This window comes from Micromonospora sp. NBS 11-29, assembly GCF_002140155.1.
Taxonomy (GTDB): domain Bacteria; phylum Actinomycetota; class Actinomycetes; order Mycobacteriales; family Micromonosporaceae; genus Micromonospora.
Window position 1 is genome coordinate 766,762 of sequence record NZ_NAPR01000013.1, and the last position, 13,442, is coordinate 780,203.

Sequence of the window (13,442 nt, forward strand, 5' to 3'; positions counted from 1 at the left end):
AGCACCGCACCGGCGGCGAGCAGCAGCACGGCGCCACCGACGATGGCACCGGCGGCCGGGCCGGTCACCGGCAGGCCACCACCCTGGCCGGAGCAGTCCTCCGGCTGGGTGTACGGGATGGTCTCGGACTCCTCGACCACGTCGTACTTCGCGGTGACCTTGAGACCCTTGTAGGCGTCGAACTCGACCGAGGTGGTCTTGCCCGGCTCGGACACGAGCTTCTTGGTGACGCCCTTCTCGGTGGTCAGCGTGGCGGTGAAGGGAACGCCCTTCGCCGGGTTCTCCACGATGAAGGTCATCGTGTCGCAGTCCTGGTCCAGCTTGAAGATCGGCTCCTCCGGCTCGGCCGGGGCGGACGGCGTCACCGACGGGCTCGGCGGGACGGAGGCGGAGGGCGTCGGGGTGGGCTCCGGCGACCTGGTCGGCTCCGGGGTGGTGGTCGGCGCCGGCGAACTGGGCGACGGCGACGGGCTCTCCACCACCTCGCAGTTCCGCCGGGGCCGGGCCACCACGGTGCGCTCGCCGTCGTGCGACTCGGAGCCCCGCTCCCAGCGCGCCCCGACGGTCAGCTTCAGCCTCGGGATCCGCCCGGAGAAGGCGTAGGTCTGGGTGCCGGTCAGCGGCCCCTCGCTCTGCTTCTTCAGCTCCGCGCCGACGGCCAGGCCGCCGGTGACGTCACCGGGCACGGTGGATTCGAGCTTGGTGATCCGGCCGGAGATGTCGCGTTCGCTGCTGATTACCGACCAGGTGACGGTGACCTTGCCGTCCTTGGTGACGCAGTAGCTGCCGGACGGTTCGGGGTGGTGGGCCGCGGCCGGTGCGGCCGTCACCGCGACGCCCGCGAGGCCGACGAGCGCGCCGGCGGTGAGGACGGCGGCACGCCGGAGGTTGAGACGGTTCACGCCTACTCCTGATGAGGGGAGGATGGAGAGTGCGGCGGACGGACCGGAGTCACACGTCCGCACGGCAACCGGGCAGACCCTAGCGAGATCGACACCGCGGGCGTTACCGCGATCTACGGGTCGTAAAGGGTCCGTTATGAATTTGAGATCATTGATATACGCGCGGTAGTGAGGCGTTGCTCCGGGTGGTCTGCCCGACCGTGCCGGGCGTCGCGTAGCGTCGGGGCATGCGCAGGGATCGACGGTGACCCGGATCGTGGCCGGCACGCTCGGCGGGCGGCGGATCGCCGCGCCGCCCGGCGCCGGCACCCGCCCGACCTCCGACCGGGTGCGGGAGGCGCTGTTCAGCGCCGTGCAGGCCGACGTCGACCTGGACGGGGCCCGCTTCGCCGACCTGTACGCCGGCTCCGGCGCGGTCGGCCTGGAGGCGCTGTCCCGGGGCGCGGCGCACGTGCTGCTGGTCGAGTCCGACGCCCGGGCCGCCCGGGTGATCCGGGAGAACATCGCCGCGCTCCGGGCCGCCCCGGCCGCCCGCCTGGTCAGCGGCAAGGTGGCCGGCGCACTCGCGGCCGGGCCGGACGACGGGCCCTACGACGTGGTCTTCGCCGACCCGCCGTACGCGGTGCCGGACGCGGAGATCACCGCCATGCTGGCCGCGCTGGTCGAGGGCGACTGGCTCGCCCCGGACGCCCTGGTGGTCGTCGAGCGCTCCAGCCGCTCCGGGCCGGTCGGGTGGGTGGAGGGCGTCACGCCGCAGCGCAGTCGCCGCTACGGCGAGACCACCCTTTGGTACGGTCGCCGATCATGAGACGTGCGGTCTGCCCGGGCTCCTTCGACCCGGTCACCAACGGTCACCTCGACATCGTCGGCCGGGCCAGCCGACTGTTCGACGAGGTGATCGTCGGCGTGCTGGTCAACCAGTCGAAGCAGGGGCTGTTCACCGTCGAGGAGCGGATCGGGATGCTCCGCGAGGTGACCGCCTCGTACGACAACGTGCGGGTGGAGTCCTTCCGCGGCCTGCTCGTCGACTTCTGCCGCGCCCAGCAGGCGAGCGTGCTGATCAAGGGCCTGCGCGCGGTCAGCGACTTCGACTACGAGTTGCAGATGGCCCAGATGAACATCGGACTGGCCGGCGTGGAGACGCTGTTCATGCCGACCAATCCGCTCTACTCCTTCCTCTCCTCCAGCCTGGTCAAGGACGTGGCGAAGTGGGGCGGCGACATCTCCGCGCACGTCCCCGACCTGGTCCGCGAGCAACTCGTCGCCCGCCTGCGCCCCTGACCGCACACCGGCGGCGCGTCGTCCGGGGGCGGGTGGGGCGGGAGTGGGCGGGGCGCGACATGATGGGTGCAGCGCCGAAACCGGGTGCAGGCCGCATCATGGAGGGCGGCCGACGAGGACAGGAGTGAGGTACCGGTGGACCCGCTCGATCGCATCGACGAACTGATCGCCATGGTGGAGCAGGCCCGCTCCGTCCCGATGTCGCGCAACAACTGCATGGTCGACCGGGGCGAGATGATCGCCGCACTGGACGAGATGCGTGCCGATCTCCCCGCCGATCTGCGCCGGGCCGCCGCCCTGCTGGAGGAACGGGACAAGATCATGGAGGCCGGCAAGCGCGAGGCCGACCGGATCATCAGCGAGGGTGAGGCGGAACACGCCCGGCTGGTGTCGGTGAACGAGATCACCGTCTCGGCCGAGCACGAGGGCGCCCGGATCATCGCCGAGGCACGGGCCGAGGCGCAGCGCCTCCGCGAGGAGGTCGACGACTACGTCGACACCGCGCTGGCCAACTTCGAGCAGTTCCTCACCCGGGCGCTGGCGTCGATAGAGCGGGGCCGGGACAAGATGCACGCGTTGCGCGAGATCGGCACCTTCGGTGGGGACGAGGCCGACCGCCCGCTACCCTTCTGAGCGGCGCGCGGGCCGGTCGCCGACAGCCGGCCGCCGCCGGGCCGGGGCAGGTCCGCCCCCGGTTCGACGGTTCGCCCGTCTCCCAGGTAACCTTTTTTGTCGGCCTCTCACCGGCCGGAGTCTGACTATGCCCAAACATTCGCCTCGCCAACTCGACCCCAGGGCGCCGCTGGTCCTCGACACGAGGGACCTGCCGCGTCGCCCTGGCGCGTTGCGTGAGCTTCGGCGGGTCGTGACGGCACCGGCGGACCTCGGCGTGGAGTTGATCGGCGTGCCGGAGGGCGCGGACCTCGACCTCGACCTGAGGTTGCAGTCGGTGTCCGAGGGCGTGCTCGTCTCCGGGACCGTCACCGGTCCCGTCAAGGGCGAGTGCGGCCGCTGCCTGCGCGAGATCGACGACTCGGTGGCCGTGACCGTCCAGGAGCTGTACGCGTACGAGGACAGCACCACGGACGAGACGACCGACGAGGACGAGGTGGGCCGGATGCAGGGCGATCTGATCGACCTGGAGCCGGCGTTGCGGGACGCGGTGGTGCTCGCGCTGCCGACCAACCCGCTCTGCCGGGAGGACTGCCCAGGTCTGTGCCCCGAGTGTGGGGTGCACTGGGACGATCTGCCGGCCGACCACAGTCACCAGCAGGTCGACCCGCGTTGGGCGGGCCTGTCGCAACTGACCCGTACAGAGGAGTAGGAACCGTGGCCGTCCCCAAGCGCAAGATGTCGCGCAGCAACACCCGCGCCCGCCGGGCGAACTGGAAGGCCTCGGTGGTGGCGACCGTGGCCTGCCCGCAGTGTAAGTCGCCGAAGCTGCCGCACGCCGCCTGCTCCGTCTGCGGCACGTACAACGGCCGCCAGGTCCTCGAGGTCTGACCTGGACGCCGAGTGACGCCTCCGACCACCGGTCGGGCGGCGCGCGCACCACGGCTGAAGCCCGGTGCCCCGGCTCCCTCCGCCACCGGCCGTTCCCCGGACGGCGGGCCGTCGGAGCCGGGCACCGCGCGGATCGCCGTCGACCTCCTCGGCGGGGACGATGCTCCCGCCGTCGTGGTTGACGGCGCTCTGCGGGCGGTGCGCACCGACCCCGACCTGCGCCTGCTGCTCGTCGGCCCGACCGAGGTGGCCGACGGGCTGATCGGCGCGCTCGACCCGGCGCAGCGCGCCCGGGTCACGGTCCGCCCGGCGCGGACCGTGGTCGGCATGGCCGACCATCCCACCGCCGCCCGGGGCGAGAGCACGGTCCGCACGGCCGTGCAGGCCGTCCAGGACGGGCTCGCCGACGCGGTGGTCTCCGCCGGTTCCACCGGCGCCACCGTCACCGCCGCCGCGCTGGGCCTCGGTCGCTGGCCCGGGGTACGCCGACCCGCGTTGGTCGCCACGCTGCCCGCCGTCGGGGGACCGGTGGTGCTGCTGGACGTCGGCGGCACGCTCGAACCCGGCCCCGCCACGCTGGCCCGGCACGCCGTCCTCGGCGCCGCCTACGCGGCCGTGGCGCACGCCGTCACCGCGCCCCGGGTGGGCCTGCTCTCGGTCGGCCACGAGGCGGGCAAGGGCGACCGGCTGCGCCGTGCCGCCGACCCCGCGCTCGCCGCCGCGCCGCTGCCCTGCGGCGCCCGCTACATCGGCCTGGTCGAGGGGTACGACATCTCCCTCAGTGCCCGCGCCGACGTGGTGGTGACCGACGGCTTCACCGGCAACGTCCTGCTCAAGGCCATCGAGGGCGCGTACGCCATGGCCGGTGGGCCGCCCGCGAACGGTGGCGTGCCGCGCGCGGCGGCCCTGCTCGGGGTGGCCGGGACCGTGGTCGTGTGCCACGGCGCGGCCGGCCCCGCCGACGTCGCCTCGGGCATCGCGCTGGCCGCCCACCTCTGGCGTCGCGACGCCGTCGGGACGGTCCGCGCGCTGCTCGCCGAGATCCCGCACGATCCCGCACCTGACCGCAACGACACCGAGGTAGCACCATGACCAACGACAAGCGGCGGCGTGCTCCCGTCGGGCACCTGGAAGCGGCCTTCGGGGTGTCGCTCGACCCGGAGCTGCTGGAACGCGCGCTGACCCACCGTTCGTACGCGTACGAGAACGGCGGCCTGCCCACCAACGAGCGGCTGGAGTTCCTGGGCGACTCGGTCCTCGGCGTGGTGATCACCACCGCGTTGTTCCACAACCACCCGGACCTGCCCGAGGGGCAGTTGGCGAAGCTGCGGGCCAGCGTGGTCAACATGCGCGCGCTGGCGGACGTGGCACGCGGCCTGGGCCCGGACGGGCTGGGCGCGTACCTGCTGCTCGGCAAGGGCGAGGAGGCCACCGGCGGGCGGGACAAGGCGAGCATCCTCGCCGACACGCTGGAGGCGCTGCTCGGCGCGATCTACCTGCAGTACGGCCTGGACACCGCCGCCATCGTGATCCACCGGCTCTTCGACCCGCTGATGGCCGAGTCGGCCGGCCGGGGTGCGGCGCTGGACTGGAAGACCAGCCTCCAGGAGCTGACCGCCGCGCTGGGGCTGGGCGTCCCGGAGTACCGCATCGAGGGCACCGGGCCGGACCACCTGAAGACGTTCACCGCCTGGGTGGTGGTGGCCGGTAACCGGTACGGCGGCGCGGAGGGGCGCAGCAAGAAGGAGGCCGAGCAGCGGGCCGCCGAGTCGGCGTGGCGCATCCTGACCGAGCAGGCGGAAGCCGCCGCGCGGGCGGAGGCCGAGGCGGCGGACGCGGCGCTGGCGGCCGACCCGGAGCAGGCGGACGCCGAGACAGGCGCCGAGGCGGGCGCCGGCCGTGCCTGAGCTGCCCGAGGTGGAGACCGTCCGGCAGGGCCTGTCCCCCTGGGTGGTCGGCCGGCGGATCGCCGCCGTCGAGGTGCGCCACCCCCGAGCGGTACGCCGGCACGCGCCGGGCGGCGCGCACTTCGCCGACGTGCTGGCCGGCCGGACGATCACCGACGTGCGCCGCCGGGGCAAGTATCTCTGGCTGCCGCTGGACAGCGGGGACGCGGTGATCGGCCACCTGGGCATGTCCGGGCAGTTGCTGCTCCAGCCGGTGAGCGCGGCCGACGAGCTGCACCTGCGGGTCCGGTTCCGGTTCGCCGACGACGGGCCGGAGCTGCGTTTCGTCGACCAGCGCACGTTCGGCGGGCTGTCCGTCTCCGCCGGCGGGGCGGAGCTGCCAGCCGAGATCGCGCACATCGCCCGGGACCCGATGGACCCGGAGTTCTCCGACGACGCCTTCGCCGCGGCGCTGCGGCGCAAGCGTACGGAGATCAAGCGCGCCCTGCTCGACCAGACGCTGGTTTCCGGGATCGGCAACATCTACGCCGACGAGGCGCTGTGGCGGGCGAAGCTGCACGGCGTCCGGCCCGCCGACGCGCTGACCCGCCCGGCGGCGCTGCGGCTGCTCGGACACGTCCGGGACGTGCTCGGCGAGGCGATCAAGCAGGGCGGCACCAGCTTCGACGAGCTGTACGTGAACGTCAACGGCGAGAGCGGCTACTTCGACCGGTCACTCAACGCGTACGGCCGGGAGGGCGAGCCCTGCCCGCGCTGCGGTACGCCGATCCGGCGCGAGGCGTTCATGAACCGTTCCTCCTACAGTTGCCCGCGATGCCAGCCGCGACCCCGGGTCAGCCTCCGGGGATGACCCCGAGCCGGTTCGGGGTTGCGCCGGTGTGCTGCGCCGGACCGGGCCCGGGGGCCCCCACGACGTACCCGGAAATGCCCTTTTCCGCCCGACCGGCGCGGCCGGTTCCGGCCGCCTGGTAGGGCCAGCCCTATCGGGGAGGAGCCGGGGCCGTTCCCCGATGCCCGGGCCGTGCCCGCTGCCTAGCGTCGGCAGACGTCGGCACAGGGCCGACGGCTGAAGGGGGAACCCGGGTATGGGCAGGCGACCGGTGACCGTGCGGCTGGCACGGTGGAGTGCGGAGCACCCGTGGCGAGCCATCGCGTTGTGGGTGGTGTTCGTCGCGGTCTGCTTCGTCGGCGGCAACACCGCCGGGCTGAACGAGGCCACCGACGCGGACCAGGCGATCGGCGAGTTCGGACGCGCCGAGCTGATCGTCGACAGTGGCGGCTTCCACGAGCCGGCCACCGAGAACGTGCTGATCACCGCCCGCTCAGGCGCGCTCGACCCGGCCGCCGCGAAGGCCGTCGCCGAGGACGCGGCGGGTCGGCTCCGGCAGGTCGACGGCGTGGCCTCGGTCGGTACGCCGCTGCCGTCCCGCGACGGCGGCGCGCTGCTGCTGCCGATCACCATGTCCGGCGACCCGGAGACCGCGGGAGACCGGGTCCAGCCGCTGCGGGACGCCACCGCGACCGTGCAGGCGGCCCACCCGGAGTTGCGGGTGGAACAGGTCGGCGGCCCGTCCATCGACCAGGCGCTCGACGACACGCTCGGCAAGGACTTCAAGCGGGCCGAGCTGCTCAGCCTGCCGGTGACGCTGGCCATCCTGATCATCGCGTTCGGCGCGCTGATCGCCGCCGGCGTGCCGGTGCTGCTCGCGCTCTCCTCGGTGGCCGCCGCGCTGGGGCTCTCCACGCTCGCCTCGCACCTGGTGCCCGCCACCGACACCACGGCCAGCGTCATCCTGCTCATCGGCATGGCGGTCGGCGTGGACTACTCGCTGTTCTACGTGCGCCGGGAACGTGAGGAACGGGCCAAGGGCCGCTCCGGCCTCGACGCGGTGGAGATCGCGGCGGAGACCTCCGGGCACGCCGTGGTGGTCTCCGGCGCCGCCGTGATCATCTCGATGGCCGGGCTGCTGCTCGCCCAGGACGCGATCTTCTCGTCGCTGGCCGTCGGCTCGATCCTGGTGGTCGCGGTCGCGGTGCTCGGCTCGCTGACCGTGCTGCCGGCGCTGCTGGCCAAGCTCGGCCGCTGGGTCGACCGGCCCCGGGTGCCGCTGCTGTGGCGGCTCACCACCCCCCGGGCCGGACGGCAGCCCCGCTTCTGGCCGGCGGTGCTCCGGCCCGCGCTTCGCGCGCCGGTGGCCACGCTGCTGGTCTCGGTCGCCCTGCTGCTCGCGCTGGCCGCGCCGGCGCTCGGCATGAAGCTGAAGTTCCCCGGCGCCGAGGACGTGCCCCGCACCACCGCCGCCATGCAGGCGTACGACCGGTTGACCGAGGCGTACCCGAGCAACGGCACCAGCCACACGGTGGCCGTGCGGGCGCCCGCTGACCAGGCCGACCGGGTGCGGGCCGCGCTCACCGGCCTCGCCACCCGCACCGCCACCGATCCGCTCTTCGCGCCGGCCGAGGGGGACGGCCCGAAGATCAAGGTGTCGGCTGACCGGCGGGTGTCGGTGTTGGAGGTGGCCACCCCGTACGCCAGCCGCTCCACCGAGGCGTCCCGGTCCCTGCACGAACTGCGCGAGGACCTGGTGCCGGCCGCGCTGGCCGGCGTCCCCGGCGTGGAGTACGCGGTCGGCGGCGGGGTGGCCGCCAGCGAGGACTACGCCGACCACATCTGGGCGAAGCTGCCGGTGGTCGCGGCGTTCGTGCTGGCGCTGACGTTCCTGGTGATGGCCTGGACGTTCCGGTCGGTGGTGGTGGCGCTGACCTCGATCCTGCTGAACCTGCTCTCTGCCGGCGCCGCGTACGGGCTGCTGGTGCTGGTCTTCCAGAACCACTGGGCGGAGGGGCTGCTCGGGTTCACCTCGATGGACGCGATCGTCACCTGGCTGCCGCTGTTCCTGTTCGTGGTGCTGTTCGGACTGTCCATGGACTATCACGTCTTCGTGGTCAGCCGGATCCGCGAGGCGGTCGACCGGGGCATGCCCAACCGGGACGCGGTGGCGTACGGCATCACCTCCTCGGCCCCGGTGGTGACCAGCGCGGCGATCGTGATGGTCGGGGTGTTCTCGATCTTCGCCACGCTCAGCACGATCGACTTCAAGCAGCTCGGCATCGGGCTGGCGGCGGCGATCCTGCTGGACGCCACGATCATCCGCGCGGTGGTGCTGCCGTCGGTGATGACGCTGCTGGGCGACGCGAACTGGTGGGCGCCGCGCTTCCTGCGCCGCAAGCCGGTCGGCCCGCCGGTCGAGCCGCCGCCCGCGCCGGCGCCGGAGCTGGTCGCGGCGCACTGACCCGACCGGCCGGGGTCCAGGGCCGGGCCGGTTGCGGTCCGGCCCTGGTCTTGACTCGGGGCTGGCTCTGACCCGACGCCGCCCTGCCGGGCCGTCACGGGCCTTGACTTCCGGTCCAACTCGTGCAGGCCGCCGAGACGAACTCCCTTTTTCATCGACATACCCGAGAGTCATAATTATGACTCTCGGGTATGTCGCTCTCGGTTCGTTCGTCTTGGCGGGAAACGACGGCTGCGGGAGGGCGGGAGGGGGCAGGATTAGCGCGTCGGACGGCGGGGCATCTGGGCCGCCATGGACGAACATCTCTCGCCGGTGGCCCGTCGTCGCGCCCCGGCCTCCCCCTCCCCGCGGGGCGCGTCATGAGCACGAACGCGTCGACCGGCACCGTACGGACCAACGTCCCGGCCCGCCTCGACCGGCTGCCGTGGTCCCGCTGGCACTGGATGATCGTGATCGGTCTCGGCACGGTCTGGATCCTCGACGGCCTCGAGGTGACCATCGTCGGCAACCTCTCCGGCAAGCTGGCCGAGCCGGGCAGCGGTCTGAACATCACGCAGAGCCAGGTCACCGGCCTGGCCGCCGCGCTCTATGTGGCCGGCGCGTGCACCGGTGCGCTCCTCTTCGGGTGGCTCACCGACCGGTTCGGCCGCAAGAAGCTGTTCCTGCTGACCCTCGGCCTCTACCTGGTCGCCACCGCGCTGACCGCGCTCTCGTTCGACACCTGGTGGTTCTTCCTGTTCCGGTTCCTCACCGGCATGGGCATCGGCGGTGAGTACGCGGCCATCAACTCGGCCATCGACGAGCTGATCCCGGCCCGCCACCGTGGCCGCATCGACATCATCATCAACGGCACCTTCTGGCTCGGCGCGGCGCTCGGCGCGCTGCTGACCGTACCGCTGCTCAACGGCCTGCCCACCAACCTCGGCTGGCGGGTGGCGTTCGGCCTGGGCGCGGTGCTCGGCGTGGTGATCCTGCTGGTCCGCCGGCACGTCCCGGAGAGTCCACGCTGGTTGTTCATCCACGGCCGTGCGGACGAGGCCAACCACCTCGTCGAATCGGTGGAAGCCGAGGTCAGGCGGGAGACCGGCGCGGAGCTGACCGAGGCCGACAACTACATCGAGGTACGGCAGCGCCGGAGCACCAACTTCCTGGAGATCGCGAAGACGCTGTTCCGGCGGTACCCGAAGCGGGCCACGCTGGGCTTCTCGCTCTTCATCGGCCAGGCGTTCCTCTACAACGCGATCACGTTCGGGTTCGCCCAGATCCTGGAGACCTTCTTCGACGTCCCGCCGGGCAACAGCGGCTACTACTTCGCGGTGATCGCGGTCGGCAACCTGCTCGGCCCGCTGCTGCTGGGCCGGCTCTTCGACACGGTCGGCCGGGTGCCGATGATCGCCGGCTCGTACATCGGCTCGGGCGTGCTGCTGCTCGGCACCGCCTGGCTGTTCCACTCCGGCGTGCTCAGCGCGGTGACCATGACCGCCTGCTGGTGCGTGGTGCTCTTCTTCGCCTCGGCCGGCGCCAGCGCCGCGTACCTGACGGTCAGCGAGATCTTCCCGATGGAGACCCGGGCCATGGCCATCGCGTTCTTCTACGCGATCGGCACCGCCGCCGGCGGCATCACCGGTCCGCTGCTCTTCGCCAAGCTGGTCGGTAGCGGTCAGGTCGGCCAGACCGTGCTCGCCTTCGTCATCGGCGCCACCGTGATGATCATCGGTGGCCTGGTGGAGTTGGCGCTCGGCGTCAAGGCCGAGGGGAAGTCCCTGGAGGATCTGGCCACTCCGCTCAGCGCCGAACAGGCCGGCAGCCCCACCCCGGCCACCAGCGCGACCACCGGCTGATCCGGACGTACCGTCCGCCCCCGCCCGATCCGCGGCGGGGGCGGGCGCCGGGTCACGGCAGCGGGCAGGGCCGGCGCCAGGCGTCCAGGGCACGCTCCTNCCGGTGTACTCCACATGGAAGACCGGCTTGCGGGCGTCGGCGAACGGCAGCAGCTTCGCGCACTCGCGTCGGCGTACGCACTCCTGGTTGACCGCGAAGTCGAAGTCGGGGGCCAACGCGGCCACCTGCGCCACGTCGTCGACCAGCCCGGGGGAGAGGTCGAGCCGCCGAGCCAGCCCGGCCGCCCGGCGGTCGAACAGCAGTTGGTCGTCGAAGCCCAGCGGAAAGCCGGTGCGGTGGCGGTAGCCGTCCGCGTCGGCCAACGCCACCGCGCCGAAGCCCTTGCCCCGGCAGAGCCGGAGCCGGTCGGCCAGCACCGGCGCCAGCGAGTCCCAGCGCCGGACGTCGAGGAAGCGGCTCCCGGGCCGGCCCGGGACCGGTGCGCCGCGCGCCGAGGCGGGGAAGCGGGCGGCGTCCGGGTCGCCGGTGGCGTACGTGCCGACCGGGACCCGACAGACCAGCCGGCGGCCCTGGGCGCGCAGTGCGGCGGTTTCGGCGGAGGTGACCCGGACCGGGTCGAGCAGGAAGACGTCCGCCTCGACCGTGACGTCCACCGGGCCGGTGAGCTGCCACTGCCACTGCCAGCGGCGGGCCTGGGCGGCCGGCCAGGAGGTGGGCGTGCCGGGTGGTACGCCGATCGACTCCCGGCAGGACGGTACCGGGGCCAGCAGCAGCGCGGTCAGCGCCAGCGCCGCGCCCCGGCGCGGCCCACGTCGGCGGACGCGGGCCGGCCGGGAGCGCNNCGGACCCGCATCGACAGCCCTCCGGACGCGGACGGCCCGACGCCGTCCCCGACCGGTCAACGAGCGCCGGCCCGGTCACGACGCGCCGCTCAGCGTGGGGTGGCGAAGACCTGCGTCCAGTACGGGCCGTTGCTGCGCGCCACGCCGACCCCGATCTCGGTGTACGAGCAGTTCAGGATGTTCTTCCGGTGGCCGTCGGACTTCATCCAGCCCGCCATCACCTCGGCCGGGGTCTGGTAGTTCCAGGCCACGTTCTCGGCCACCGCGCCGTACGTGTAGCCGGTGCGGGCGACCCGGTCCCAGGGCTTGCTGCCGTCGCTGCCGTCGTGCGCCATCTTCTTGTGGTCGGCCTGGTCCTGGCTGTGCCGCTGGGCGGCGAGCGTCAGCTTCGAGTCGACGCTCAGCGCCTTGCAGCCGGCCTTCGCCCGCTCCTGGTTCACCAGGTCGACGACCTGCCGGAGTTCGGCGCTCAACGTGCCCGAGGAGCCCGTCGAGGTGGTTCCGGCACCGCTCCCGCCCGACGCGGCGGCGCGCTCACGCTGCCGCGACGGCGCATTGGTCCGGCTCGGTCTCGGCGTGGCCTTCCGCGTCGCGCTGGGCGTGACGCTGGTCGGCGCGGCGGACGGGCTGGCCGACGGCGATCCGGGCACGAGCGGGTCGGCCGACGGCGTACCCCCGGTCTCCTCCGTCGGGGACGGCGCGGCGACCGCCGGCACGTCGGCGGCGGTCTGTCGGGCCGGCTGGTCGCCACCGGGCAGCAGCACCGCGCCCACGCCCAGGCTGACCACGAGCGTCGCCGCGGCGGCGGCGCCACCGATGACCAGCGGCCGGGTCAGCCGCCGCTTCGGCCGGTGTCGGGGGTTGTCGTCGGCCGGGACGTCGGTCGCCGGCTGCCAGGCCGTGGCGGGCTGCCCCCAACCGCCGACCGGCGGCTCCTCGCCGTTCCACCGGTCCCGGTCCGGCTGGTACGCCGCCCCCGGCACCGGACCGTACGCCGGCTGCGGCGCTGGCTCGTACGCCGGCTGCGCGGCGGGTCCGTAGCCCGGCTCGACGGCGGCGGGCCCGTAGCCGGGCTGCGCGGCGGCGGGTCCGTAGCCGGGCCAGCCGGCCTCGCCGTAGCGGTCGACGTCGGGGGTGGGGGGCCGGTGGCCGGCGGGGGTCGCCTCGTCCCCGAAGAGGTACGACGACCGTGGCTCGGGCCGGTCGGTGAGCCACGCGGGACCCTCGTCGGTCGGCGGCTCGGGGCGGCGGGAGACGCCATCCGGTTCGATCGGGTCGGTCCAGCGGTACACGCCTGTCCCCTCCACGGGTCGGTTGCAAAGCCGGGGTGACGCTACGGGCGCGTTCCGAGCTGCGGCAACGTGGCTAAGGAAGAGTTAAGGGGATCCCGACGAGAAGGGTGAGGTGCGCACACATCCCCGGGCGTACAGTGAATGCGTCCGGACAGAGCGTGTCCGCGCCCTTGTGGCAGCCCCCCGACGAGTGGCCCGGCCGACGTGGAGATGATCTACGGCCTGCGTCAACTTGACGAAGGAGGGGGGTTCGGCTCAATATATAGGTGTCGCCAGTCGCGCCCAGCCATGTCCCCGATACACCGGAAATGGCAGCCGCGAACATCGTGGGCGCGCGTTGGCCGGCCTTTCCGGCAGCGCATATCAAGGAGTCAGCATGGCGAAGNNCCGGCTGCGTGCCAGGGTTCAGACACTGGAGTTCGAGATCACGCGTCTGCGCGCCGAGAACGATCGGCTCGCGGCGGCAGCGGCGGAGGCCGATGACCTCCTCCGTCTGGCCGAGCCCGCGCTGACCTGATCCCCGGTTGTCCGAAAACTGAATCGCACCACCCGAAAAGCGCGCCGACACACCAGTGCCGGC

At 73.1% G+C, this 13,442-nt stretch carries 13 protein-coding genes and 1 pseudogene; 12 read left to right on the forward strand and 2 right to left on the reverse strand.

The genetic code is table 11. The features are described 5' to 3' along the window. The first annotated feature begins 225 nt into the window (after positions 1-225). From B1205_RS29245 to B1205_RS20080, 11 genes are all read left to right on the forward strand, one after another. Positions 226-603 (forward strand): hypothetical protein, encoded by a 378-nt coding sequence (locus B1205_RS29245; RefSeq protein ID WP_140158108.1) that lies wholly within the window; start codon positions 226-228, stop codon positions 601-603. A gap of 543 nt (positions 604-1,146) precedes the next feature. Next, positions 1,147-1,710 carry a 16S rRNA (guanine(966)-N(2))-methyltransferase RsmD gene (rsmD, locus tag B1205_RS20035; protein WP_089156970.1) on the forward strand — a complete coding sequence of 188 codons (564 nt, stop codon included), beginning with the start codon at positions 1,147-1,149 and terminating at the stop codon, positions 1,708-1,710. Then, complete coding sequence (gene coaD / locus B1205_RS20040) at positions 1,707-2,183, forward strand: pantetheine-phosphate adenylyltransferase (RefSeq protein WP_089156971.1); 477 nt, start codon at positions 1,707-1,709, stop codon at positions 2,181-2,183. Before rsmD ends, coaD begins: the two co-directional genes overlap by 4 nt. 135 nt (positions 2,184-2,318) lie before the next feature. Next, positions 2,319-2,816: a hypothetical protein gene (locus B1205_RS20045; RefSeq protein WP_089156972.1), complete on the forward strand. Its 498-nt coding sequence runs from the start codon at positions 2,319-2,321 to the stop codon at positions 2,814-2,816. 127 nt (positions 2,817-2,943) lie between these two features. After that, positions 2,944-3,507, forward strand: a complete 564-nt coding sequence (locus B1205_RS20050) for a YceD family protein (protein ID WP_089156973.1) — start codon at positions 2,944-2,946, stop codon at positions 3,505-3,507. Positions 3,508-3,512: 5 nt separating this feature from the next. Further along, positions 3,513-3,686, forward strand: a complete 174-nt coding sequence (rpmF, locus tag B1205_RS20055) for a 50S ribosomal protein L32 (protein WP_089156974.1) — start codon at positions 3,513-3,515, stop codon at positions 3,684-3,686. 54 nt (positions 3,687-3,740) lie between these two features. Next, complete coding sequence (locus tag B1205_RS20060; RefSeq protein ID WP_254910080.1) at positions 3,741-4,778, forward strand: phosphate acyltransferase PlsX; 1,038 nt, start codon at positions 3,741-3,743, stop codon at positions 4,776-4,778. Then, entirely contained in the window at positions 4,775-5,593 is an 819-nt protein-coding gene (rnc, locus tag B1205_RS20065) for a ribonuclease III (protein ID WP_089156976.1), read from the forward strand. The genes B1205_RS20060 and rnc overlap by 4 nt, the downstream gene beginning before the upstream one ends. Continuing rightward, entirely contained in the window at positions 5,586-6,443 is an 858-nt protein-coding gene (gene mutM / locus B1205_RS20070) for a bifunctional DNA-formamidopyrimidine glycosylase/DNA-(apurinic or apyrimidinic site) lyase (protein ID WP_089156977.1), read from the forward strand. Before rnc ends, mutM begins: the two co-directional genes overlap by 8 nt. A gap of 235 nt (positions 6,444-6,678) precedes the next feature. Further along, positions 6,679-8,886, forward strand: coding sequence for an MMPL family transporter (locus B1205_RS20075; RefSeq protein ID WP_089156978.1), 2,208 nt, complete (start codon positions 6,679-6,681; stop codon positions 8,884-8,886). A 359-nt stretch (positions 8,887-9,245) separates the two neighbouring features. Then, positions 9,246-10,727, forward strand: a complete 1,482-nt coding sequence (locus B1205_RS20080) for an MFS transporter (RefSeq protein WP_089156979.1) — start codon at positions 9,246-9,248, stop codon at positions 10,725-10,727. A 153-nt stretch (positions 10,728-10,880) separates the two neighbouring features. On the opposite strand, the pseudogene B1205_RS31890 reads toward B1205_RS20080, so the two are convergent. Together B1205_RS31890 and B1205_RS20090 are read right to left on the reverse strand one after the other, a co-directional pair. Next, positions 10,881-11,381 (reverse strand): annotated as a pseudogene (locus tag B1205_RS31890) (endo alpha-1,4 polygalactosaminidase); the annotation flags it as partial. Positions 11,382-11,659: 278 nt separating this feature from the next. Further along, the gene (locus tag B1205_RS20090; protein WP_089156980.1) at positions 11,660-12,862 is read right to left on the reverse strand and encodes a CAP domain-containing protein; all 1,203 of its coding nucleotides are present in this window, start codon (positions 12,860-12,862) and stop codon (positions 11,660-11,662) included. Positions 12,863-13,238: 376 nt separating this feature from the next. On the opposite strand from B1205_RS20090, the gene B1205_RS33085 reads away from it, so the two are divergent. After that, positions 13,239-13,379, forward strand: a complete 141-nt coding sequence (locus tag B1205_RS33085; RefSeq protein ID WP_369597302.1) for a hypothetical protein — start codon at positions 13,239-13,241, stop codon at positions 13,377-13,379. The last annotated feature ends 63 nt before the right edge of the window (positions 13,380-13,442 follow it).